This window comes from Streptomyces canus, from assembly GCF_030816965.1.
GTDB lineage: Bacteria > Actinomycetota > Actinomycetes > Streptomycetales > Streptomycetaceae > Streptomyces > Streptomyces canus_E.
Genome location: NZ_JAUSYQ010000002.1, coordinates 7764370 through 7786683 on the forward strand (window position 1 = coordinate 7764370; position 22314 = coordinate 7786683).

The 22314-nt window shown below is 70.9% G+C and carries 20 protein-coding genes; 16 read left to right on the plus strand and 4 right to left on the minus strand.

Features of this window, described 5'->3' with window-relative positions; all coding sequences use genetic code 11:
• Positions 1-531: 531 nt before the first annotated feature.
• The gene (locus QF027_RS36635) at positions 532-1194 is read left to right on the plus strand and encodes a Tat pathway signal sequence domain protein (RefSeq protein WP_307079442.1); all 663 of its coding nucleotides are present in this window, start codon (positions 532-534) and stop codon (positions 1192-1194) included.
• A gap of 18 nt (positions 1195-1212) precedes the next feature.
• On the opposite strand, the gene QF027_RS36640 is transcribed toward QF027_RS36635, so the two are convergent.
• A complete protein-coding gene (locus QF027_RS36640) occupies positions 1213-2133 on the minus strand; it encodes a lytic polysaccharide monooxygenase (RefSeq protein ID WP_373432087.1) in 921 nt (306 codons plus the stop codon).
• 374 nt (positions 2134-2507) lie between these two features.
• Between QF027_RS36640 and QF027_RS36645 the strand changes: the two genes are divergently transcribed.
• Positions 2508-4292 (plus strand): S8 family peptidase, encoded by a 1785-nt coding sequence (locus tag QF027_RS36645; protein ID WP_306974981.1) that lies wholly within the window; start codon positions 2508-2510, stop codon positions 4290-4292.
• A 103-nt stretch (positions 4293-4395) separates the two neighbouring features.
• Here the strand turns inward: QF027_RS36645 and QF027_RS36650 are convergent, their stop codons facing one another.
• Positions 4396-5058 (minus strand): ScbR family autoregulator-binding transcription factor, encoded by a 663-nt coding sequence (locus QF027_RS36650; protein WP_307079445.1) that lies wholly within the window; start codon positions 5056-5058, stop codon positions 4396-4398.
• 146 nt (positions 5059-5204) lie between these two features.
• Here QF027_RS36650 and QF027_RS36655 point away from each other — a divergent pair, with 146 nt between their 5' ends.
• The 4 genes from QF027_RS36655 to QF027_RS36670 all read left to right on the plus strand — a co-directional run bounded on the left by QF027_RS36655 (position 5205) and on the right by QF027_RS36670 (position 8891).
• Complete coding sequence (locus QF027_RS36655) at positions 5205-6131, plus strand: ScbA/BarX family gamma-butyrolactone biosynthesis protein (RefSeq protein WP_307079447.1); 927 nt, start codon at positions 5205-5207, stop codon at positions 6129-6131.
• A 68-nt stretch (positions 6132-6199) separates the two neighbouring features.
• Positions 6200-6847 (plus strand): ScbR family autoregulator-binding transcription factor, encoded by a 648-nt coding sequence (locus tag QF027_RS36660; RefSeq protein WP_306974976.1) that lies wholly within the window; start codon positions 6200-6202, stop codon positions 6845-6847.
• Between the two features lie 66 nt (positions 6848-6913).
• Complete coding sequence (locus QF027_RS36665; RefSeq protein ID WP_307079449.1) at positions 6914-8065, plus strand: damage-control phosphatase ARMT1 family protein; 1152 nt, start codon at positions 6914-6916, stop codon at positions 8063-8065.
• A gap of 73 nt (positions 8066-8138) precedes the next feature.
• A complete protein-coding gene (locus QF027_RS36670; RefSeq protein ID WP_307079451.1) occupies positions 8139-8891 on the plus strand; it encodes a class I SAM-dependent methyltransferase in 753 nt (250 codons plus the stop codon).
• On the opposite strand, the gene QF027_RS36675 is transcribed toward QF027_RS36670, so the two are convergent.
• On the minus strand, positions 8849-12121 hold the full coding sequence (locus QF027_RS36675; RefSeq protein ID WP_307079453.1) for a tetratricopeptide repeat protein: 3273 nt from the start codon (positions 12119-12121) through the stop codon (positions 8849-8851). The genes QF027_RS36670 and QF027_RS36675 overlap by 43 nt on opposite strands.
• A gap of 319 nt (positions 12122-12440) precedes the next feature.
• Between QF027_RS36675 and QF027_RS36680 the strand changes: the two genes are divergently transcribed.
• From QF027_RS36680 to QF027_RS36720, 9 genes are all read left to right on the plus strand, one after another.
• On the plus strand, positions 12441-12605 hold the full coding sequence (locus tag QF027_RS36680) for a helix-turn-helix domain-containing protein (protein ID WP_307079455.1): 165 nt from the start codon (positions 12441-12443) through the stop codon (positions 12603-12605).
• 69 nt (positions 12606-12674) lie between these two features.
• Positions 12675-13541, plus strand: coding sequence for a TIGR03619 family F420-dependent LLM class oxidoreductase (locus QF027_RS36685; protein WP_307079457.1), 867 nt, complete (start codon positions 12675-12677; stop codon positions 13539-13541).
• Positions 13542-13609: 68 nt separating this feature from the next.
• Positions 13610-14581, plus strand: a complete 972-nt coding sequence (locus QF027_RS36690; RefSeq protein WP_307079459.1) for an ABC transporter substrate-binding protein — start codon at positions 13610-13612, stop codon at positions 14579-14581.
• Positions 14582-14643: 62 nt separating this feature from the next.
• Complete coding sequence (locus QF027_RS36695) at positions 14644-15447, plus strand: ABC transporter permease (RefSeq protein WP_307079461.1); 804 nt, start codon at positions 14644-14646, stop codon at positions 15445-15447.
• Positions 15448-15542: 95 nt separating this feature from the next.
• Positions 15543-16292: an ABC transporter permease gene (locus QF027_RS36700; protein WP_307082633.1), complete on the plus strand. Its 750-nt coding sequence runs from the start codon at positions 15543-15545 to the stop codon at positions 16290-16292.
• 38 nt (positions 16293-16330) lie between these two features.
• On the plus strand, positions 16331-17086 hold the full coding sequence (locus QF027_RS36705; RefSeq protein WP_307082634.1) for an ABC transporter ATP-binding protein: 756 nt from the start codon (positions 16331-16333) through the stop codon (positions 17084-17086).
• A 137-nt stretch (positions 17087-17223) separates the two neighbouring features.
• The gene (gene cyc2, locus QF027_RS36710; protein ID WP_307079463.1) at positions 17224-19383 is read left to right on the plus strand and encodes a germacradienol/geosmin synthase Cyc2; all 2160 of its coding nucleotides are present in this window, start codon (positions 17224-17226) and stop codon (positions 19381-19383) included.
• A 78-nt stretch (positions 19384-19461) separates the two neighbouring features.
• A complete protein-coding gene (locus QF027_RS36715) occupies positions 19462-19593 on the plus strand; it encodes a hypothetical protein (protein ID WP_307079465.1) in 132 nt (43 codons plus the stop codon).
• A gap of 453 nt (positions 19594-20046) precedes the next feature.
• Positions 20047-20685, plus strand: coding sequence for a PDZ domain-containing protein (locus QF027_RS36720; RefSeq protein ID WP_307079468.1), 639 nt, complete (start codon positions 20047-20049; stop codon positions 20683-20685).
• Positions 20686-20722: 37 nt separating this feature from the next.
• Here the strand turns inward: QF027_RS36720 and QF027_RS36725 are convergent, their stop codons facing one another.
• The gene (locus QF027_RS36725) at positions 20723-21478 is read right to left on the minus strand and encodes a metallophosphoesterase (protein ID WP_307079470.1); all 756 of its coding nucleotides are present in this window, start codon (positions 21476-21478) and stop codon (positions 20723-20725) included.
• Positions 21479-21607: 129 nt separating this feature from the next.
• Between QF027_RS36725 and QF027_RS36730 the strand changes: the two genes are divergently transcribed.
• Positions 21608-22231 carry a LysE family translocator gene (locus tag QF027_RS36730; protein ID WP_307079472.1) on the plus strand — a complete coding sequence of 208 codons (624 nt, stop codon included), beginning with the start codon at positions 21608-21610 and terminating at the stop codon, positions 22229-22231.
• The last annotated feature ends 83 nt before the right edge of the window (positions 22232-22314 follow it).

Here is a 22314-nt window from a genome sequence, read left to right on the forward strand (position 1 = left end):
TTTCACGTACTCCGCAGTAGCGACACGGAAGTTACCGGCGGTTACGGCCATGGGTCAAGCAAGTTGTGAGTAAAGGGTGTTGATTATGTGGCAGCCGTGATCAACAACGTTCCCACCGGCAGGGAAAAGTCGTCGAACGATGATCAACTGCCTTGTCACACCTTGACGTTGACGGATGATCAGGTCTACAACTCTCCCTGGCTTCCCCGGATCCGTGGCGCCGGATCCAAGCCGTCGGGCGGCACCTGCCCGCATTCCCGGACCATCTGTCCTCACGGGCTCTTCACCGCCCGAGTCCGACCCTCCACGGCACCCGGAACGGCCGCTTCCCCCCTGGGCCGTACCGGGATCGCCACCTCCCGCCCGGCCCGGCCGGAGCCCTCCCCCATGGGGTGTCCGGACGGTCACCGGCCGGCTGCCGTTGCCGGTCCGTCACGTACGGAGAAGGCGTGACGGGTCGGCGACGGCGGACGCCGACATGCGTCCGCGCCCCCCACACCCACCCTCACCTCAGGAAAGAGGCAACCCCGCATGCGTATGCGTTCTCTGCTCTCCCTCACCGCCGCTGCCGCCGCCTTCGCGCTTCCCGTGGCCGTGGCCGCGTCCGCCCCCGCCGCCGCGGCCGACGTCGCGGTTCTCACCACCGGCGGGGTCGGCGGCACCAACGTCGCCGAGGGCACGGCCATCAGTGCGTCCCTGGCCGAGGGGACCACCGCGACCCTCTACTCCAGCGCGACGGGCACCAGCGGGATCAGCTGCTCGGCCTCCACGTTCACGGCCACGGTCGACGGCAACCCGACCGCCCCGGGTACCGCCACCGAGTCCCTGACCGGGCAGACCTTCAGCAACTGCACCTCGAACGTGGTCGGCGTCCTCGGCGTCACCAGCATCACGGTGAACAACCTGCCGTACACCACCGCCGTGTCCTCCGACGGTTCCGTCGCCGTGACCCCGGCGAGCGGTACCACCATCCAGACCACCGTCGTGCTGCGCACCCTGCTGGGCAGCGTCAGCTGTGTCTACCAGGCGGCGTCCGGCCTGTCCGGCACGGCCGACAACACCGACAACAGCATCAAGTTCGCCAACCAGCAGTTCAGCCGGACGTCCGGTTCCTCGCTGTGCCCCGCCAGCGGTTTCTGGACCGCGAAGTACAGCCCGGTGACCGCGAGCGGCGAGGCGGTCTACGTCAACTGAACTCCGTGACCGCGTAGTTCAGCGCCGGCGCAGACGAAGCGCCAGGGCGGCGCCCCCGGTGAGCACCAGCACCGTGGCGGCGCCGCCCGCCAGCATGGGCGCGGAAGGCCCGGAAGCGGGGTCGGCGTCGGCGGCCACCGGAGTGGAGTCGGGGACGGCGCCGCCCGCCGAACGGGCCACGGAAGGCGTCGGCGTGGGTGAGGCGGTGGTCGGCGCCGCACTCCTGGCGGGCCGCTTCTCCGCCGCCTTCGACCGGGTCGGCGACGCGGCGGCGCTCGCCCCGCCCCCGTTCTTGTCTGCCGCTGCCGGGAACACCACGTCCGAGCACGAGTAGTACGTGTCCGCCGTACTGCTGTTCTGCCAGATCGTGTACAGCACCTGCCGGCCCGTCCGGTCCTTCGGCAGCGTCATCCTGATCCGGTACGCGCCGTCCGTCAGCGCCGGGTCCTTCACCTGAGCGAACGGCTGCTCCGGCAGATCGGACCACTTCAGCGGCTTCGACGGATCGTAGCCGGGCTCGGTGAGGTACATCCGGAACGTGCCGGTGTGCGGGATCGTCGAGACGTACTTCATGGTCAGCGTCGCGCCGGGGGACAGCCGGGTCGACGGCCAGTCGGAGCGGGCCAGGTCGAGGCCCTGGTAGGCGGGCAGGCCGCCGCTGCACAGCTTGCCGTCGGGGATCGTCTGCCGGTCCCGGCCGTTCACGTTCGCGACCCGCAGGTTGTCCCACGCCGTGAAGGGCGAGCCGTTGGCCGCCACGGCGGCGCGGCATGCCGCCGTGCCCGAGGAGCCGCCGTCGGGGGAGCAGGCGAAGACCCGGCTGACCGGATCCGTGGGAGCGCCGTGGGCCTGCGCGGGAGCCGCCGCGAACACGGTCAGCAGGAACGGGGACAGGGCGGCGACCGCCGCACTCGTGCGACGGGCGGTGGTCCAGGGCATCCGGGCCATCCGGAACGCCTCCTCGGGCGGCGCGGGAACTACGGGCTTCGTGCAGTACGGGAAACGGGCCTCACGCGTTCACCGGCGCACCGGTTCGTCCGCCCCGCTCAGAGGCGGGCAAAGCCGCCACCATCGGTCAACCGGCCACCGTTGAGGGTGTGTTCTCGGCCGGATCAAGGGTTTCCCCTGTATCCGCATGACCTGCTCTTTGCCTATCGTTCGACCACAGCTGACCCACAGGTAACCCCGAACGGGTCATGCGTCTCCGTCTGGCCGGCCGCCGCGCTCTTGGCTTCACCCCCCGCTGCTTCACCGACGAAGCGATTCGACTGCCGCTCCGCGCTGCCCGGAGCACGGCCACGAAAGGCAAGCCCTTGCGTACCTCCCCCTCCCTCCGGCGGAAGCTGATATCCGCCGCCGCCGTCTCCGCGGCCCTGCTCTCGGTCGGCACGGCCTCCGTCGCCGTAGCCCAGGACACCCCCGCCCAGGAAGCCGCCGTCCCGGCCGCGCTCACCGAGGCCGCCCCCGGCGTCCAGGCCGAGCGCCTCATCGTCGGATACAGGACCGGCGCCGCCGAGGCCACGTCGAACAAGGCCGCCGAGGCCGACGCCGCCGCCAAGGACGCCGACTTCCAGCGCAGACTCGGCACCGGGGCCGCCCTCGTCGACCTGGGCGCGGACCCCAGCAAGGCCGAAGTCGCCGACGCCGTCGCCGAGTTCACGGCGGATCCGCAGGTCGCCTATGTCGTACCGGACCGCCTGAACAAGCCGCAGGCCGACCCGAACGACACCGAGTACGCCAAGCAGTGGGACCTGTTCGAGTCCACCGCCGGCATGAACGTGCCGGGTGCCTGGCCGACTTCGACCGGCAGCGGCGTCACCGTCGCCGTCATCGACACGGGCTACGTCACCCACTCCGACCTCGCCGCGAACATCGTCGGCGGCTACGACTTCATCTCCGACACCGCGGTCTCGGTCGACGGCAACGGCCGCGACAGCAACCCGGCCGACCCCGGCGACTACTACGCGGCCAACGAGTGCGGCTCGGGCATCCCCGCCTCCAGCTCCTCGTGGCACGGCACGCACGTCGCCGGCACGATCGCCGCGGTCACGGGCAACGGCAAGGGTGTCGCGGGCATCGCGTACGGCGCGAAGATCTCCCCTGTGCGCGTCCTCGGCAAGTGCGGCGGTTACGACTCCGACATCATCGACGCCATCACCTGGGCGTCCGGCGGCACCGTCTCCGGCGTGCCCGCCAACACCAATGTCGCCAAGGTCATCAACATGAGCCTCGGCGGCGACGGCGCCTGCACCTCGGCGACCCAGACCGCCATCAACAACGCCGTCGGTCGCGGCACGACCGTCGTCGTGGCCGCCGGCAACGACAACGAGAACGTCTCCGGCCACTCGCCGGGCAACTGCAACAACATCATCTCGGTCGCCGCCACCAACCGCGCCGGCGCCAAGGCCTCGTACTCCAACTACGGCTCCCTGGTGGACATCTCGGCGCCCGGCGGCCAGACCAGCACCGGCACCGCCAACGGCATCCTGTCCACGCTCAACTCCGGTGCCTCGACGCCCGCCTCGGAGTCGTACGCCTACTACCAGGGCACCAGCATGGCCACCCCGCACATCGCGGGCCTGGTCGCACTGGTGAAGTCGGCGAACTCCTCGCTGACCCCGGCACAGATCGAGACCGCCATCAAGAACAACGCCCGTCCGCTGCCGGGCGCCTGCTCGGGCGGTTGCGGCGCGGGTCTGGCGGACGCGGCGAAGACGGTCGCGGCCGTGAGCGGCGGCGGTACGACGACGGGGACGACCTACTCAAGCACCACCGCCGTCTCCATCCCGGACAACGGCTCCGCGATCGAGTCCTCCATCGCCGTCAGCGGCCGCAGCGGCAACGCCCCCTCGGCCCTCCAGGTCGGCGTCGACATCACCCACACCTACCGCGGTGACCTGGCGATCAGCCTCGTCGCCCCGGACGGCACGGTGTACAGCCTGAAGCCGGCGAGCTCCTCGGACTCCGCGGACAACGTCAACACCACCTACACCGTGAACGCCTCATCCGAGACGGCCAACGGCACCTGGAAGCTCCGCGTCCAGGACACGGCGGCGCAGGACACGGGCACGCTCAACGGCTGGAAGCTGACCTTCTGAGCGCACTCCCCTGAACGGATGGGCCGGCCGGTGCGGATGGGGCACCGGCCGGCCCGTCCTGCGTCGGCGCGCGCCGGGGACGGGCACCTCCATCCGCCCGGAATCACGCCTCGGCGCCCACCGGTTCACCGCTTTCCACCGATGCCAGCACGCGGGCCCCGCGGTCGGGCCGGCTGTCGAGGCCGATCAGCAGTCCCGGCACCGCGATGCTCGGCAGCAGGTGAGCCCACATGACGGAGATCCGGTGCCCGAGGTCCTCCCGCCCGTGAAGAGCCCGAGACATCAGCTGAACCCCGGCGAACGCCCCCACCAGCAGGTCCGCCGTGTCCGGCGGCTGCACTGTCGGCAGCAACTCGCCCTGGTCGCGTGCCTGTTGAAGCATCGCCAACAGGTGCTCGCTCCACTGCCGGAACGGTCCCGTGTGATCGACGCCGGGCGGGGCGCACTGGTCCACCGTCAGCCGGACGCTCCCCTTCAGCAGGGAGTTGGTCCGCAGCCGCTGCCCGAAGACGAACGTCATGTCGACGATCTCCTGCACCTTGCACGGATGCGGCGGTACGGCCCCCAGGGACAACTGCTCGTCGAGCACCGCCTGGGCCAGGGACTCCTTGGAGGGGAAGTGGAAGTACAGGGCGCCTTTGGTGACTTCGGCCCGCTCCAGCACCATCGCGATGGTGCTCGCGGCGTACCCGTGCTCGTCGAAGACGGCGCCCGCGGCCTCCACAATCGCCCTGCGTGTCCTGATGGCGCGCTCCTGTCTCGCCATAAGAACCCCTCCCATGCGCCGAGTTCGGATCCTGTCCGGTCTCGATCAGGCCACATTGAAAACAGACCGGAATCCCTCGTACTCTAGCGCTCACCGGCACGGGCACCTCGCCGTCCGTCATCGCTTCGGAGGAACGAGGGGGAGACATGCCAGAGTCGCGGCAGTTCACGCGGACCCCGGCCGGACCGGGGGTGCTGACGGCGACCGTTCCCCGTGAATTCGTGCACCGCGTGGCCGTCGCGGAGGTCCTCCTCACCGGCTGGACCAGGACGGACGCCGATCGTTTCACCATCACCGCCCAGTGGCCGCGCACCCATCAGTTACACGTGTCCCCGGACCGTTCGGCGTACGAACCGCTGTTGGTTGCAGAAACGGTCCGCCAGTGCGGGGCGCTGCTCGCCCACGCGGCGTACGAGGTCCCGCTGGGTCATCAGTTCGTCCTGCGGGAACTGCGTGTCGACACGCGCCCCGAGCACCTGGCCGTCGGCGCCGCCCCCGCCGAGCCCGTCATCGACATCACGGTCGGAGAGGTCCGCCGCCGTGCCGGCCGCCCGGCCGCACTGCGCTACGACGCCGTCGTACGCCTGGGCGGCGAACGGATCGCGACCGGCGGCATCGCCGTGACCTGGACGAACGAGTCCGTCTACCGCCGACTGCGCGGAGGACGGACCGCCGACGTCGGCGTCCTGCGGCTGCCCCAGCCGCCCCCCACGCCGTTGCCGGCCGACACGGTGGGGCGGGCCCTGCGCGCCGACGTACTCCTGTCGCCCGCGGCCCGCCCGGGTCGCTGGCGGCTCCGCGTCGATACCGCACATCCTGTTTTCTTCGATCACCCGCTGGACCACATCCCCGGCATGCTCCTCCTGGAGGCCGCCCGCCAGGCCGTACGGGCGCACGGAGGTGACGAGAGCCGGGTGCCGGCCTCCTTCCGTGCCGCGTTCCACCAGTACGCGGAGCTCGACCGGCCGGTCTGGATGGAAGTGAGCGCAGAGGACGGCGACGACGTACAAGTCGTCGCGTTGCAAGGCGAGTCGGTGGTCTTCGAGTGCCGGGTGGGTGCCGTCGCAGGGTGAGTTATCTTGTACAGGGATAGAAACAAACGGCATGACCCGTTCTTTTCCGTCACAGGAGTGTGCAGTCGATGCCGAGGCAGTTACGCGCTGAACAGACCCGAGCGACGATACTCACCGCCGCCGCCGATCTGTTCGACCGTCGTGGCTATGAATCGACCAGTCTCAGCGACATCGTCGAGCACGCCCGAGTCACCAAGGGCGCGCTGTACTTCCACTTCGCGGCGAAGGACGATCTCGCACACGCGATCATGGAGATCCAGTCACGGGCCTCGCAGCAGCTGGCGGGGGAGGTGGAGGGCCGGGGGTACACCTCGATGGAGGCCCTGGTCCGCATCACCTTCGGGATAGCGCGGTTGTCGGTCGAGGGGCCGGTGCTTCGCGCCGGACTCCGGCTCGCCACGGGCGGGGTCGAGGTGCGGCCGCCGCTTCGGCATCCGTTCACGGAGTGGCTCGACCTGGCCACCGGGAAGCTGCTGGGTGCGGTCAAGGAGTCCGACCTCCATCCGGACACCGACGTGGAAGCGGTGGCGCACTCGCTTGTCTGCTTCTTTGTCGGGACGCGGGTGGTGGGGCGGCACCTGGAGCCGGTGGGGCGGCAGCCGCGGCGGCTCGCGGAGATGTGGCACGTCATGATCCGGGGGCTGGTGCCGGTTCCTCGACGTGCGCGGTATCTGGCTCTTGTCAGTCAGCTGGAGCAGGAGTCCCGGAGCGCGTGAGCCCGGTTCCGGCACGTGCCGGTGGGTGGCCTCAGCCCCGCGCCCGCAGGTGGCTACAGTCGGGGCATGTCTCCCAGCGCGGCTGTCATCCTCGGCAGTGCACCCGAGTCCTTTCCGTACAGCGTGCTCGCCGAGCGGCACCCCGCCATCATCGGGCAGGTGCGGGAGGCCTTTCCCTACGGGCCCGAACAGCACCGGGCGCTTGACGCGCTGCTCGAGAGCTGCACCGAAGGAGTGATCGAACCACTCCCCGACGGGGCGTGGCGCGAGTGGGGAATCAATGACCACGTCGGGCAGTCCTGGTTCGACGTGCCGTGGCTGTGGTCCGAGAGCTACTTCTATCGGCGCCTCCTTGATGCCGTCGGCTACTTCGGGGACGGGCCCTGGCGTGGCATCGACCCCTTCCGGCCCTCCAAGCTCGCCGAACTCGACTCCCCGGAGACCGACCACGAGCTGGCAGCTCTGGACGAACTCGCCTCCCGGACGGCCGAGGAGCAGAGGACGGCTCTGCTGCACGGATCACTGTGGGGAAACCGGGCCGACCTCGGGTTCCGGCTCTCCGACGGAGAGGCCGAAAGGCGGGACGCCGTACCGGATCTGGTCACCGACGACAGCGACAAGCTCTGGTCGCTGCTCGACGGTGCCGGCACCCTCTGCCTGATTGCCGACAACGCCGGACGCGAGCTGATTCCCGACCTGCTGCTGCTGGCTCACCTCCTGGAACACGGTCGTGTCGAGCGGGCCGTCCTGCACGTGAAGCCTTACCCCTACTACGTCTCCGACGCGACCACCGCCGACGTGGTCGACGCGCTGCGCCGGCTCGTGCGGGCACCGGGGCAGGCCGCGGAGTACGGGCGCCGGTTGTGGGACGCCATGGCCGACGGACGGCTGAGTGTCCGTGCGCATGCCTTCTCCTGCGCTCCGCTGCCGTACGCGGACATGCCGGACGACCTTCGTGCGGAGATCGGCGGGGCCGCGCTGACGGTCCTGAAGGGCGACCTCAACTACCGGCGCCTGGTGGGGGATCGATGGTGGGCGCCGACCACGTCCTTCGCCGAGGTGACCGCGTACTTCCCGGGTCCGGTCGCCGCCCTGCGCACCCTGAAGTCCGATGTGATCACCGGGCTCGACGGCCGTACGGAGGCCGCGCTGGTCGAGGCGGAGGGGCGGCGCTGGCGGACCAGCGGGACCCATGCGCTCATCCAGGTGCGGCCCTGAGGAGCGTTATGCTGCCGACCTGTACAGGTGGGCTGCCATACGTCCCGCCGACGGGCAGCGAAAGAGGACGTCATTGACCCCGCGGTACCTGAGCAATCCAGGGGAGCCCGTCTACGACGTGCACGCACGGCGCTACGTCGACGTCACGGTCGCCCGTGCCGAGGCCGACCTGCACGACGTGTTCACGGACATCTACCGCACCAACCGCTGGGGTTCCCACGAGACCCGCTCCGGACCGGGCTCCGAGCTCCAGCGCATGAAGCGGGTGATCGGCCAACTCGGTGCCCTCATCAAGGACTTGGGTGTTCGCTCGGTGCTGGACGCGCCGTGCGGGGACTTCAACTGGATGCAGTACGTCGACCTGCACGGCGCCTCCTATCTCGGCGGGGACGTCGTCGCGGAGCTCATCACGGCCAACCGCGCCGCCCACCCCGGCCCCGGGCGGGAGTTCCAGTTGCTCGACTTCACGGCCCAGCCCGTGCCGCGCGTCGATCTCATCGTGTGCCGGGACGCCCTCGTGCACTTCTCCTACCAGCATGTGGTGGAGGCGCTGACCCGCTTCCGGGAGAGCGGTTCGCGCTATCTGCTCACCACGACCTTCTCCCGGACGCCCGCCAACACCGACATCCTCACCGGCTGGTGGCGCCCCATCGACCTGTGCAAGGAACCCTTCGGTCTGCCCGAACCGCTGCGCATCATCGGGGACGACGAGTCCGACGACTTCTACGACGACAAGGCGCTCGCGCTGTGGGACCTGCGGCAGATCCCCGCCCGTTTCCCGGGCTACGAGCCGGCGGTCGCCGAGTCGGGATCGCTCGGCGCCTGATCGCCGTCCCTGGAACGCAGACGCGCGAGGGCGTCCCGGGCGGCCAGGGTGCGCGGGTGCCGTAGTCCCAGCACTTCCTCACAGGTCTCCCGTACCTCCGCGAACTCCGCCTCGGCCGCCGTGAACTCACCCTTGAGGCAGAGCAGGTCGGCCAGGTTGTGCCGTACCGCCAGGGTCCCCGGGTGCCGTGGCCCCAGCGTCTGCACGCAGTCCGCGAGCACCGTCCGGTACTCCGCCTCCGCCTGCTCGACGTGCCCGCGCAGATGCAGGACGTGCGCGGCGCCGTGCCGTACGGACAGGGTCAGCAGGTGCTGTTCGCCCAGTACGGTCCGCCGGGCCTCGTACACCTCCCTGAACTCCTGTTCCGCCGCCGCGAACCGGCCCTGGTCCTTGAGCAGGTCGGCCAGGTTGTGCCGGACCGCCAGCGTGCCGGGGTGGCGGGGGCCGAGCGTGTCCACGCAGTCCGCCAGGACCGTGCGGTACTCGGCCTCGGCCCGGTCGGTACGGCCCCGCAGATGCAGGACGTGCGCGGCGCCGTGCCGTACCGAGAGGGTGAGCAGGTGCTGTTCGCCGAGCACCTCGCGGCGCGCCGCGTACACCTCCCTGAACTCCGCCTCGGCCGCCTCCAGTTGGCCGCGCTCCATCAGCAGGTCGGCCAGGTTGTGGCGGACCTCCAGGGTGTGCGGGTGCATGTCGCCGAGCAGCCTGCGCTGAACCTCGAAGACCTCCCGGAACTCGGTCTCCGCGTCGGTGGGCCAGCCCCGGTCGCGCAGCACGGTGGCCAGGCCGTGCCGGGCGGCCACGGTCTCCGGATGGTCCTCGCCGTAGGCGTCGGCGCGCAGCCCGAGCACCGTACGGAACTCGTGCTCGGCCTCCACGAGCAGGCCGCGGTCGCGCAGGACGTCCGCGAGGTCGTGGCGGACGGCGAGAGTGCTCGGGTGGCGCTCGCCCAGTACGTCCGCGCACACCTGGAGCGTCTCCCGCAGCTCCTGCTCCGCCTGCCGGAACATCCCGCGCTCGTGCAGCACCTGGGCCATCTCGTGCCGGGTGACCAGGGTGTCGGGGTGATGGGCGCCGAGTGTCTCCCGATAGGCGTCCAGGAGCAGGCGGTAGTCCTCCTCGGCCTCCGCGAGCAACCCTCGGTAGCGCGCCATCCAGGCCACACCCTTGCGAGCCGCGAGGGTCCGGGGGTCGCGCTCGCCCAGCAGGGTCCGGCGCGTGGCGTGGACCGCGCGGTACTCGGTCGCCGCCTCGACCGGGCGACCCCGGCCGTTGAGCAGGTTCGCGAGTGCGTACCGGGCGTCGGCGGTCTCGCCCGCCGCGTCGCCGAACAGGGCCCGGGTGTCCTCCAGTACCGCGCGAAGCAGCGATTCGGCCGCCGCCAGCCGACCCCGCAGATGGAGCAAGTGGGCCGCAGCGGACCGTACTTCGAGGGCGTCGGGGTCACGCGGACCACACGCGAGCACCACCGGCTCGCACGCCCCCAGCACCTCCTCCGCCCGGTCCAGCCAGCCCCTCTTGATCAGATGCCGGGCCCCGGCGGCCGCCGCCCGCAGCGCCTTCGAGACGAGTTCGTCCTCCGCCTCGTACGGGTCGCCGATCAGGGCCAGCGGGGCGTCGCAGTGCGGCTGCAGCAGCCGCCAGCGCGGCCAGTCGCGCGGGTCGTCCTCGCTCAGCTCGGCGGTGGCGCAGACGACCAGGTCGGCGACGACGGCCGCGTACTCCTTCATGTGCTCGGCGAGGTCCCGCTGAAGCCGGCCGGCGTCCCGGACGAGCGGGTGCATCAGCAGGGTGCGGGTGTGGTCGTCCCCGCCGGGCGGGGTGTGCAGCTCGACCAGACCGAAGTCGGCGAGCGAGGTGAGCGCGGTGTACAGCTCCTGGGGCGTGACGCCGGGCAGCAGCGACGAGTCCGCGAGCCGGTCCGGTCGTAACAGGCCGAGCAGCGGCACCGGCGCCTCGCCCAGACAGCACAGCAGCCGCATCAGCGGCCGGGCCTGGGCGATGCCCCGCCGCTCCAGGAGATCCAGCGACAGCTCCCAGGTACCGGTCACCGGGACGGAGTAGTTGCTGCCCTGCCGCCCGGGCGGGCGCTCGTCGAGGAGTTCGGTGAAGCGCTCGTCGAGGGCCACGCGGTAGTCGGCGTACGTCCGCACGGTCGTCGTGCCCGGCCAGGCGGGGAACGCCGAGGCCGCCGCGAGATGCGAGCCCGCGATGCGCAGCGCCAGGGGCAGGCCGCCGAGCCGCCGGGTCAGCAGCCGGGCGTCCTCACGTGAACCGGCCCGCTCCCCGGCGAGGTCCCACAGCACCTCGGTGGCGTCGGCCTCCTCCAGGGCGTCCACCGAATGCAGCGTCGCCCACGGCCCCCAGGTCGTGGGGCTGCTGTCCCGGCTGGTGATCAGCACCAGGCCGGGCAGTTCCGCGGCGGGCCGGATCCAGCCCGTGCCCTCCGCCAACCGGCCGTAGGGCGCCAGGTGTTCGGGCTCGTCGGCGTTGTCCACCACCAGCAGCCACGGGCTCGCGGTGTCGCACAGCCGCCGCCACAGCAGGTCGGTCGCGCTCGAACGCCCCGACCACGCACGGTCGATGAGATCCGCGGGCGTGCCGAGCGCGGCCACCACCTCGCGCATCCCCGCACTCAGCGTGGCCGGGTTCTTCGCCGTCACCCACCACACGTCGACGTTCAGCGCGGCGGCGTGGGCGGCGATCTCCAGGGCGACCGTCGTCTTGCCGCTCCCGCCCATGCCGTGCAGCACCCGCACACCCGAAGTCGGCTTGCCCACCAGCTGTTTGAGCGTGTCCAGGAGCGACTCACGGCCACGCACCCGGCGGTCGAGCCGGCCCAGGGGCGGCGCGACGGTCAGCGCGCCGGGGGCCCGGACGGGCTCCACCGGCGCCGGTGGCTGCTGGACCTGGATGAAGACCGGGCGTGCGAAGCCGGAGAACTCCTGGACGAACTCGGTCAGCAGACCGGACAGTGCGGGGTCCCTGGTCAGCAGAGTACGCAGGGTCGTGTCCAGATCGTCCCGCTGCTCCCGCAGGATGACCTGCTGCCGCCCCGGCGGCGCGGCATCCAGTTCCGCCCGCGCCCGCTCCAGCCGTTCCACGTCCTCCCGCTGCAGGATCCGCGCGATCCGATGCCTGGCCGCCTGCCAGGCATCCGTGGTCATCAGCCCGACCATCGTGCCCGCTGCGGCGGCAGCGGTCTGGGTGAACAACTCTGCCCCGAACACCGAGGACCCCCTGTCGGCACACACCTCGACGGCTACGTCCGAACCCCTCTCCCGTCTTCAGGTTCTCATGTCACACGGACGCACAGGGACTTGATCCCGTCGATGAAGTTCGACACGAGCCGCTCGGGCCCGCCCACGCCCCGCGGCGCGGGCAGCGCGCGCAGGTCTCCCGGTGGAAGGCCCCCAGCTGGCGCCGTGCGAAGTCGGTCCCAGGGCGGAGGTGGGGGCCGTCCACGAAGGACCCGTGCGGATTCGGTGTGCGGGACAGGTCCAGCGTGTCGGGCGCCTCGAACGCCCGCTCGTCAGGGTGGGCGGAGGCGTGGAGGACGATCACCTCATCGGCGGGTGCCGGCGCAGCAACTCGTCGACCGCTGTGAGGAGTCGGCCGGGGTCGGCCGTGGACGCCTATAGGCCGCAGGGTGTGCCCGTCCAGCTCACGGCGAAGGAGTTCGACCTGCTCAGTCTGCTGCTCGGCAAGGGATGAGAGGAGGCCGTCGCCTTGTTGGCCCAGGTGCACCACCCTCTGCCCCTCACCCCAAGGGAGTCGCACCCCATGCGTCTGGGAGTCGCACCGCACCGCCTGTGGCCCGCACACGAGGACGAGCTCGACGGCGTCCTCGAAACCGCCCGTACCGCCGAGGAGTTGGGCTTCGACCATCTCATCGCGAGCAGTCATCTGCTGGCGGGAGCGGTGGGCGTGACCCCGGATCCGCTGGTCCTGCTGTCCGCCGTGGCCGGGACGACCACCCGGATCCGGCTGGTGACCAGCGTTCTGATCCTGCCCCTGTACCAGCCTGTTGTCGTCGCCCACCAGACGGCCACGCTCGACCGGCTGTCCGGGGGCCGGTTCACGCTCGGTGTCGGCACCGGCTGGGACACCGCGGAGTTCGCCGCCGCCGGGGTGCCGTTCACCGGGCGGGGCAGGCGCGCCGACGAACAGCTGGACACCGTACGCAAGTTGTGGCGCGACGAGGCCGAGGTGCGGCTCGGGGTGCGGCCGCGCACGCCAGGGGGGCCACCCGTGTGGGTCGGTGGCCACAGCGACGCGGCCCTCAGGCGGGCGCTGCGGTACGGCGACGCCTGGCACGGCTCCGGGCTGGACGCGACCGGAGTCGCCGAGGTGCGGGGCCGCTTGGCGGAGCTCGGGGAGAAGGCGGGGCGGGATCCGGCCAACGTCCTGGAGCTCACGGAAGGTCTGATGTTCGTACCACCGGGCTTCCAGGCCGCCGTACAACCGCCCGGGCGGCGTCCGTTGGGCGGAGCGCAACCCACCCCCGAGCGGGTGCGCGAGGAGCTCGGGCAGCTGGCCGAAGCGGGGCTCACCGCCTGTTCGCTGTGGCTGCCGGTGGCCACCGAGGCGCTGCCCGACGCGCTCGGCTGGGTCGCGGAGGAGATCCTTTCGCATTTCTCCGAAGAGTGACGATTCGGCTGACCTTGGTGTAGTGATCATGTCAATCGATCGGTCATCATGCCCGGATGACGTGGGGAATGACGTTACGACCTCGGCGTTCGGGAAGCGGGAAGGCGGTGGCCGCCGCGGCCACCCTCGCACTGGTGCTCACGGCCTGCGGCGGTGACGGGGACTCCACGTCCTCGGACGGCGGACGCACGACGGTCAGGGTGGCCGCGCTGCCCCTGAGCGACTGCGCCATGCTCTACATCGCCCAGAACCGCGGGCTGTTCGAGAAGGAAGGCCTCGACGTCCGCGTCCAGCAGATCCAGCAGAGCCTCCAGGCGCTGCCCGCTCTGTCCAAGGGCCAGATCGACATGGTCGCGAGCGCGAACTACGTGACCTACTTCCAGGCCCAGGACCAGGGCACCCTCGACATCCGTATCGTCGCCGAGGCGATCAGGGCCGCGCCGCGCATGATGGACGTCCTGGTGCCGAAGGACTCGGACATCAAGACCCTCGCCGATCTCGCGGGCAAGAAGCTCGCCGTCAACGTCCTCAACAACGTCCAGTCGCTGACCTTCAACGAGATCCTGGCGAAACACGGCGTCGGCCGCCCCGTCTACCGGCAGATCCCCTTCCCGCAGATGGGTGCCGCCCTGGACAAGGGACAGGTCGACGCCGTCCACGCGGTCGAGCCCTTCGACAGCTCCATCCAGGACGAGTCGGGGGCCAGGGTGCTGGTGGACGGGGCGTCCGCCCCCGTCGAGTCGATCCCGCTCAGCGGCTACATCACGACGGAGAGGTTCGCCGGGAACCACGCCGACGCGCTCGCGCGGTTCCAACGGGCCCTGAAAGCAGCCGTCAAGCTCGCCGAGGCGGATCCGTCCCTGGTGCGTGAGGTGCTGCCGACGTACACCAAGGTCACCAAGGAGCAGGCGGAGAAGATCGACCTGCCGGTGTACCCGGCCACCATGGACGGAACGCAACTCGCCCGGCTCACCGAGCTCATGGAGAAACAGAAGATGCTGAAGAAGCCGATCGATCCCACCACGTTGCTGGTGAAGTGAGGGGCGTTCGTCGGTGCGGGGCATGAGAGGGCGCCGTCGGCGCGCATGAAGGGGCGGTGTCCGTGCGGCGGCTGAGGGTGCATCAGGAGCTGTGGCTCGGGCTCCTCGGAGTGCTGCTCGCGTTCGGTGTGTGCGAGGCGGTGAGCCGGGCCGGCCTTGTCCGCCGCAGCTATCTGCCGCCCGCCACCGAAGTCCTCGGCCGGGCCCTGGAGTTGGCGGGGGACCCGGTCTTCCTCGACGGGGTCGGAGTGACCCTGCGGGCCTGGGCGCTGGGCCTTGGCCTCGCCTGCGCGATCGCCGTACCACTCGGCCTGCTGCTGGGCAGCGTGCCGCTCGTCGACACCGCCACCCGGGCGATCGTGGAGTTGCTGCGACCCCTGCCGTCCGTCGCCCTGATCCCCCTGGTCTCCCTGCTCCTCGGCTCCGGAACCGAGACCGAGGTCGCGCTGATCACCTACGCCTCGGTGTGGCCGATCCTCTTCAACACCGTCTACGGCCTGGGCGAGATTGACCCCCTCGCCAAGGACACCCTGCGCGCCTTCGGCTTCGGCCGCCTCGCGGTCCTGCTGCGTGCCGAACTCCCCGCCACGGCTCCCCTCATCGCCGCCGGCATCCGCATCTCCGCCGCCGTCGCCCTCATCCTCGCCGTCGCCACGGAGATCCTCTCCGGCTTCGGCGAAGGCCTCGGCATCTTCATCGCCCAGGCGGGCCTGGCCACGGACGGCACCAGGGACGTCCTGGCAGGTGTGGTGTGGGCGGGGACACTGGGACTGGTCATCAACGGGGTGCTGGTGTGGGGCGAGCGACGGCTGTTTCCCTGGACCCCGGAACATCGGGAGACCGCTGGGGGAGGGGCTCGGGTGTGAGCGGGGAAGCAGACACCGCACCACAGGGGAGCCCGGCACCGGCAGCGCTTCCGACCCGCTCCCGCGCCGCCGCCCACCCCGCCCTCCTCCGGTGGCTGGTCCTCGTCCTGGCCGTCGGCGTATGGGAGTCGGCCGCCCGTGCCCACGGCAGCGTCTACTTCCCGCCCCCGGACCGCATCGCCCGCCACGTCCACGAGCTGTGGTTCGACGGGCCCGTCCGGCATCTCTTCCTCAGCTCGGCCGCGGTGGACGACATCCTGCCCAGCCTCGGCCGGATGGCCGCCGGGTTCGCGCTGGCGGCCGCCGCCGGGATCGTGCTGGGTGTCGCGGTCGGCCGCTCGCGACGGGCGTACGCGCTGGCCGACCCCGTCCTTCAGTTCGCCCGGGCCGTCCCGCCTCCCGCCCTGGTCCCCGTCTTCGTCGTGGTCTTCGCGTTCGGCACCCCGATGCAGATCGCCTCGATCGCCTTCAGCGCCGTCTGGCCGGTGCTGATCAACACCGCGGCCGGCGTCCGCAACACCGACCCGCTGCGCCTCGACGTCGCCGCGGTCCTACGCCTGAACACCGCCGAACGCCTGTGGTTCCTGGTCCTGCCCTCCGCCCTGCCCCGCATCTTCGCCGGCCTGCGCCTGAGCCTTTCGCTCTCCCTCATCCTCATGGTGTTCTCGGAACTGCTGCCCGGCACCGCGAACGGCATCGGCTTCACGCTCACCGAAGCCCAGACCCGCTCCGACCTGCTCACCGTATGGGCGGCGCTGGTCCTGCTCGGCGCCCTCGGCTATCTGCTCAACACCGGCCTGCTGGCCATCGAGAAACGACTGATCGGCAGGGGGAGGGCCACATGAGCCACACGACCCGCACCCAGGAACAGGGAACCGACCGCATGCTCCAGCTCACCGCGGTCGGCCAGCACTACGGCGACCGCGTTCTGCACGACATCACCCTCACCGTCCCCGCGGGCCAACTCCTGTGCGTCGTCGGGCCGTCCGGCTGCGGCAAGTCCACCCTGCTGCGCACCATCGCCGGTCTGCTCCCCGCCCGCGAGGGCACGGTCACGATCGACGGTGCACCGGTCACCGGCGTCCCCGACAGCCTCGCCGTCGTCTTCCAGGACTACGGCCGCTCCCTCTTTCCCTGGCTCACGGTCCGCGACAACGTCGCCCTGCCGCTGCGCCGCCGCGGCCTCGCCCGGGCCGAACGCCGTGCCGAGGCGGACCGCATCCTCGACCGCGTCGGTCTGTCCGGCGCCGCCCGCCGCCACCCCTGGCAGCTCTCCGGCGGAATGCAGCAGCGCGTCGCCATCGCCCGTGCCCTTGTCTGCCGCCCCACCCTCCTCCTCATGGACGAACCCTTCGGCTCCCTGGACGCCCAGACCCGGGAGGACCTGGAGGACCTGCTCCTGGAGGTCCACCGCACCGACGGCACGACCATCGTGTTCGTCACCCACGACATCGACGAGAGCGTCTACGTCGGCGACCGCGTCGTCGTCCTCTCCCCGGGCCCCGGCTCGAGGATCGTCCGGGACCTGCCGGTCCGGCTCCCCGGGCGGCGGGACCAGATCGCCACCCGTGGACTGCCCGAGTTCGTCGCGCTGCGGGCGGAGGTGGGGCGGGCGGTGCGCAGCAGGGAGACGGAGTGAACGGGTGAAGTCTGCGCGTGGAGATCAACGCCACAAGTTCCGCCGGGAACTCCCGAGTTCAGTCCGGATTCACGCGATGGTGTGACCACGTGTGCTGTGGCGGATGCCTCCGGAGCGCCCTGGGTAGGGCCCGGCTCATGACGCAGCAGCCCTTCGAACTCCCGCACTTCTACATGCCGTATCCCGCGCGGCTGAACCCGCACGTCGACGAGGCACGCGCCCACTCGACCGTGTGGGCGCGCGAGATGGGCATGCTGGAGGGGTCCGGGATCTGGGAGCAGTCCGACCTCGACGCGCACGACTACGGCCTGCTCTGCGCCTACACACATCCCGACTGCGACGGCCCCGCCCTCTCCCTCATCACCGACTGGTACGTGTGGGTGTTCTTCTTCGACGACCACTTCCTCGAGATCTTCAAGCGCACTCAGGACCGCGCCGGCGGCAAGGCCTACCTCGACCGGCTGCCGCTGTTCATGCCGATGGACCTGTCGACCCCGATGCCCGAGCCGGAGAACCCGGTCGAGGCCGGCCTCGCCGACCTGTGGACGCGGACCGTGCCGTCGATGTCCGCGGACTGGCGCCGCCGCTTCGCCGTCGCCACCGAGCACCTGCTCAACGAGTCGCTGTGGGAGCTGTCCAACATCAACGAGGGGCGGATCGCCAACCCCATCGAGTACATCGAGATGCGCCGCAAGGTCGGCGGCGCCCCCTGGTCGGCCGGTCTCGTGGAGTACGCGACGGCCGAGGTACCGCCGTCCGTCGCCGGAACACGACCCCTCCGCGTGCTGATGGAGACCTTCTCCGACGGCGTCCACCTGCGCAACGACCTGTTCTCCTACCAGCGCGAGGTCGAGGACGAGGGCGAGCTCAGCAACGGCGTCCTCGTCCTGGAGACCTTCTTCGGCTGTACCACCCAGGAGGCCGCCGACACCGTCAACGACGTCCTCACCTCCCGCCTCCACCAGTTCGAGCACACGGCCCTCACCGAGGTCCCCGCGATCGCCCTGGAGAAAGGTCTCTCGCCGGGCGAGCTGACCGCCGTCGCCGCCTACACGCAAGGCCTCCAGGACTGGCAGTCCGGCGGCCACGAATGGCACATGCGCTCCAGCCGCTACATGAACGCCCGCGCCGAGACCACCTCCCCCTGGCAGACTCTGACCGGCCCCGGCACCTCGGCCGCCGACGTCGGCGCCCTGCTCGCCGCGGCCGGCGCCGAGCGGCTGCGCGCCCACACGCATGTGCCCTTCCAGAAGGTCGGTCCGTCGCTGCTGCCCGACTTCCACATGCCCTTCCAGAACGAACTCAGCCCGCACCTGCCCGGCGCCCGCCCCCGCCTCATTGAGTGGACGCACCGCATGGGAATGCTCCAGGAGGGCGTCTGGGACGAGGACAAGCTCGCCGCGGCCGACCTCCCGCTGTGCTCCGCGGGCATCGACCCGGACGCGAGCCCCGAGGCCCTCGACCTCAGCTCGAACTGGCTCGCCTGGGGAACCTACGGCGACGACTACTACCCGCTCGTCTACGGCGGCCGCCGCGACCTCGCCGCCGCCCGCCTGGCCACACAGCGCCTGTCGGACTGCATGCCCCTCGACGGCGAGCAGGTCCTGGTCCCCGTCAACGCCATGGAACGCGGTCTGATCGACCTGTGGGCCCGCACCACGGCCGAGATGCCCCCCGACCAGCGGCGCACCCTCAAGGACGCCGTGAACGTCATGACCGAGAGCTGGGTCTGGGAGCTGGCCAACCAGATCCAGCACCGCGTCCCCGACCCGGTCGACTACCTGGAGATGCGGCGCGCCACCTTCGGCTCCGACCTCACCATGAGCATGTGCCGGATGGGCCACGGTCCCGCCGTCCCGCCGGAGGTCTACCGCAGCGGACCGGTGCGCTCCCTGGAGAACGCCGCCGTCGACTACGCATGCCTGGTCAACGACGTCTTCTCCTATCAGAAGGAGATCGAGTACGAGGGCGAGGTCCACAACGCGATCCTTGTCGTGCAGAACTTCTTCGGCATCGACTACCCGACCGCGCTGGGCGTCGTCCACGACCTGATGACCCAGCGCATGCAGCAGTTCGAGCATGTCGCCGCGCACGAACTGCCCGTCGTGTACGACGACTTCGATCTCTCGGAGGAAGCGCGGGAGGTCATGCGGGGCTATGTCACCGACCTCCAGCACTGGTTGGCGGGCATCCTCCACTGGCACCGCACGGTCGACCGCTACAAGGCGGATCACCTGGCCCGCCGCACCCACGGCTTCCTCCCGGACCGACCGCCGGCGCTGCCCTTGGCGGGGTGATGGTCGAGACTCCCGACCGCCTCGGACGTCACGACCGCTCGGGCTCTTCGACCGCCCGCGTACTCGTCGGCCCGGCGGATGCCCGCCCCGATCCCGACCGCCCGTGTGCAGGCGCCGCGCCCGCTCCGCCTGGACCGGCTCACCGAACCGCTCGAAGTCGTCGGCGAGAGCGCTCAGTTCGGCGGTGAAGGGGAAGTCGGCGAGTTCTGACCGGTCATGTCACAGAACGTAACAGCTCCCACTGACAACGGGACTTCGTCGTTCCGTATACGGCTTCCGAACTTTTCCGTCCAGAATGGGGCATGCTCCTGGCGGGTGTGGGTGCTGTTGTCCCGCGGGGTGAATGAGAGTTCGTCCGTCGACTGTGTGACCTCGCCCCCGCCCTGCCCCCGCCGCAGTCGGCCAGGGCCTTGTCCTGCTGCCCCGGCCGGTGGCCCCCGGTGTGCCGGGCACGGTCACCGTGCCGATCGCCCATCCGCGGGTCGTGCACCGGGCTGAACCAGTGGGCGCGGGCGCACCGAGCGGAGCCGCGGCGGACTTCGTCGACCTGCTGGTTCGGGCCGCTTCCCGCTGACCTCCCGTCAGTCTCACTCGTTCGTGGCTCGTCACATGCCGGTGCGCCGGGTAGGCACCATCCGGTGGTGATCCAGCCGGAGGCGATCCATGGAACAGACTGCGTTGCGCCCCAAGCCGATGCCCGGTCAGGAACCGGGCGGAGGCAGGAAGTCCGGGTCCGCCCGGCGCCCGCACGCCGCGCGCCGGCGCGGACGTCGGCTCACGACTCTCCTGGTCGGCCTGTTCGTCGCGGCCGTCCTGGTGCTGACGGGGGTGGGCCTCGGCACGGTGGGCGCCACGGTGATCGGCATGAGCAGACTGGCCGAACTGCAACGGCAGGCGGGTGGGCCTGGAGTGCCGGGGCAGGCCGCCTCCGGCCCGGGCGCACCGGGCCAGGACGGGCAGCGCACCCGGACGAGCCCGTCCGTCTCGGAGTCCGCGACCTCCTCCGCATCGGCTCCGGCCCGCCGGCCGGCCCCCGTCACCGCGACCCTGGGACTGGAGGCCGTGGACGCAGAGAAGGCGGGCGCGCTGGTGGTCGGCGTCCACGTCCCGGGCCCGGGCTTCACGGCGGGCCTGGTCCGCGGCGACGTAGTCCTCGGCGTCGGCCGTACCCGGATCGACACGGCCGTCGACCTCGCGCGAGCCGTCGCCGGCGCCCGCCCCGGCCGCGAGGTCGTGCTGACGGTCCGCCATCGCAGCGGCGGCTACCAGCAGTTGACGGCCGTACCGGGGGTCGTCACGTGAACCGTCGTCACGCGAACGCTCGTCACGTGCCCTGTCTTCATGTGACCACCCGGAAGTGCGTGGTGAGCCGTCGGTCGTCGTCCAGCACATGAAAGGCCAGACCGACCGGCGCGTCCCGGTCCGCGATCTGCTCGCCCTCCCAGGGCAGCCGCAGTGTCCAGGTCACCCCGGGTCCGACGACCAGCGGCCGCCCGGCGAACACGGTCGCCGCGGGCGTGTGCGCGTGACCGGTGACCAGTCCGGCGATCTCGGGCCGCCGCTCCAGCAGCGCGGCCAGCCGCCCGGGCGCGTCCAGCTGGTAGGAGTCGGGGAGCGGGTGGTGCAGCGCCACCGGCGGATGGTGGAAGGCCAACAGTGCCGGAAGGCTCCCGTCCAGTTCGTCGAGGGTGGCCTCGATCCAGGCGTACGTCTCCTCGTCCAGCGCCCCTTCGTCGCTGCCCGGGATGCTGGAGTCGCACATCAGCACCGCACCGCCGTCGAACACCTGCACGCTGTTGACCGGACCGTCGTCCGCGGGCCGCCGCAGCATGGCCTTGCGGTACGGGGCCCGTCTGTCGTGGTTGCCCGGGCAGGTGAGTACCGGGAACGGCGGGTCGCCCTCGTGCAGTCCCAGGATCCGCGCGGCCTCCTCGTACTCCGCCTCGGCGCCGTGATCCGCGATGTCACCGGTCACCAGCAGAGCGTCCACGCGCCCCGGCAACCTCCACAGGCGGTCACGCACCCGCTCGGCGCGCTCGGTCGCCCGTGCGCTCCCGTCGAGATGAAGATCGCTGATGTGTGCGAGTACCAGCACGACCGTACTCCCTCGTCTAATGGCTTGGGTTGATCCAAGCATTAGAACTAATGCCTGATCAAGTCACTCCCGTTAATCCAAGTGGAAAACCACTGGTCCGGATCCGGCCGTCGGCGTCACGATGAGCCCATGCCGACCACGCTCATCGCCTTCCTCGGTGCCTGCACCCTCATCGCAGCGTCACCCGGGCCGAGCACCGTGCTGATCATCAGGCAGTCGCTGCACAGCAGACGCTCCGGCTTCCTGACCGTGCTCGGCAACGAGACCGGGGTGTTCATCTGGGGCGTCGTCGCCGCGCTGGGCCTGACCGCGCTGCTGACCGCCTCCGAGATCGCCTACGACGTGATGCGCATCGGCGGCGCCGTCGTGCTCGTCGCCTTCGGCACCCAGGCACTGCGGCAGGCGCGCCGCACCAAGGGGGCCGCGGCCGACGGCGCCTGGGAGAACACCGGCAGGACCGGCTGGGCCGCCTACCGCGCGGGACTGCTGCTCAACCTCGCCAACCCCAAGGCGGCCGTCTTCGCCCTGTCCTTCCTGCCGCAGTTCGTCCCCGAGGGCGCCCCGCACCTGCTCACCATGGTCGGGCTCGCCGCGCTCTGGGCGGTCTACGAGGTCGGCTACTACGGCCTCTACGTGTGGTTCGTCGGCCGGTTGCGGGCCGTGCTGTCCCGCGTCGGCGTGCGCCGGCGTCTGGAACAGGTCTCCGGAGGCGTACTGCTGCTTCTCGGCGTCCGCATGGCCCTGGAGAGCTGACGCGGGGGCCGGACTTGTGTCCGGTCCGTCCGAAAGACGTGTCGACCGGCTCGCGCGCCCCTCGCCGTCCGGGCAGGATGCTG

Excerpts from the sequence above, each read along its gene's own strand:
- QF027_RS36650 (WP_307079445.1), bottom strand. The coding sequence starts at position 5,058 with ATGGCGAGACAGGAGCGCGCCATCAGGACACGCAGGGCGATTGTGGAG.
- QF027_RS36665 (WP_307079449.1), top strand. The coding sequence starts at position 6,914 with ATGTCTCCCAGCGCGGCTGTCATCCTCGGCAGTGCACCCGAGTCCTTT.
- QF027_RS36715 (WP_307079465.1), top strand. The coding sequence starts at position 19,462 with ATGCCCGCCCCGATCCCGACCGCCCGTGTGCAGGCGCCGCGCCCGCTC.
- QF027_RS36690 (WP_307079459.1), top strand. The coding sequence starts at position 13,610 with ATGACGTTACGACCTCGGCGTTCGGGAAGCGGGAAGGCGGTGGCCGCC.
- QF027_RS36705 (WP_307082634.1), top strand. The coding sequence starts at position 16,331 with ATGCTCCAGCTCACCGCGGTCGGCCAGCACTACGGCGACCGCGTTCTG.
- QF027_RS36635 (WP_307079442.1), top strand. The coding sequence starts at position 532 with ATGCGTATGCGTTCTCTGCTCTCCCTCACCGCCGCTGCCGCCGCCTTC.
- QF027_RS36640 (WP_373432087.1), bottom strand. The coding sequence starts at position 2,133 with ATGCCCTGGACCACCGCCCGTCGCACGAGTGCGGCGGTCGCCGCCCTG.
- QF027_RS36730 (WP_307079472.1), top strand. The coding sequence starts at position 21,608 with ATGCCGACCACGCTCATCGCCTTCCTCGGTGCCTGCACCCTCATCGCA.
- QF027_RS36685 (WP_307079457.1), top strand. The coding sequence starts at position 12,675 with ATGCGTCTGGGAGTCGCACCGCACCGCCTGTGGCCCGCACACGAGGAC.
- QF027_RS36720 (WP_307079468.1), top strand. The coding sequence starts at position 20,047 with ATGGAACAGACTGCGTTGCGCCCCAAGCCGATGCCCGGTCAGGAACCG.
- QF027_RS36660 (WP_306974976.1), top strand. The coding sequence starts at position 6,200 with ATGCCGAGGCAGTTACGCGCTGAACAGACCCGAGCGACGATACTCACC.
- cyc2 (WP_307079463.1), top strand. The coding sequence starts at position 17,224 with ATGACGCAGCAGCCCTTCGAACTCCCGCACTTCTACATGCCGTATCCC.
- QF027_RS36655 (WP_307079447.1), top strand. The coding sequence starts at position 5,205 with ATGCCAGAGTCGCGGCAGTTCACGCGGACCCCGGCCGGACCGGGGGTG.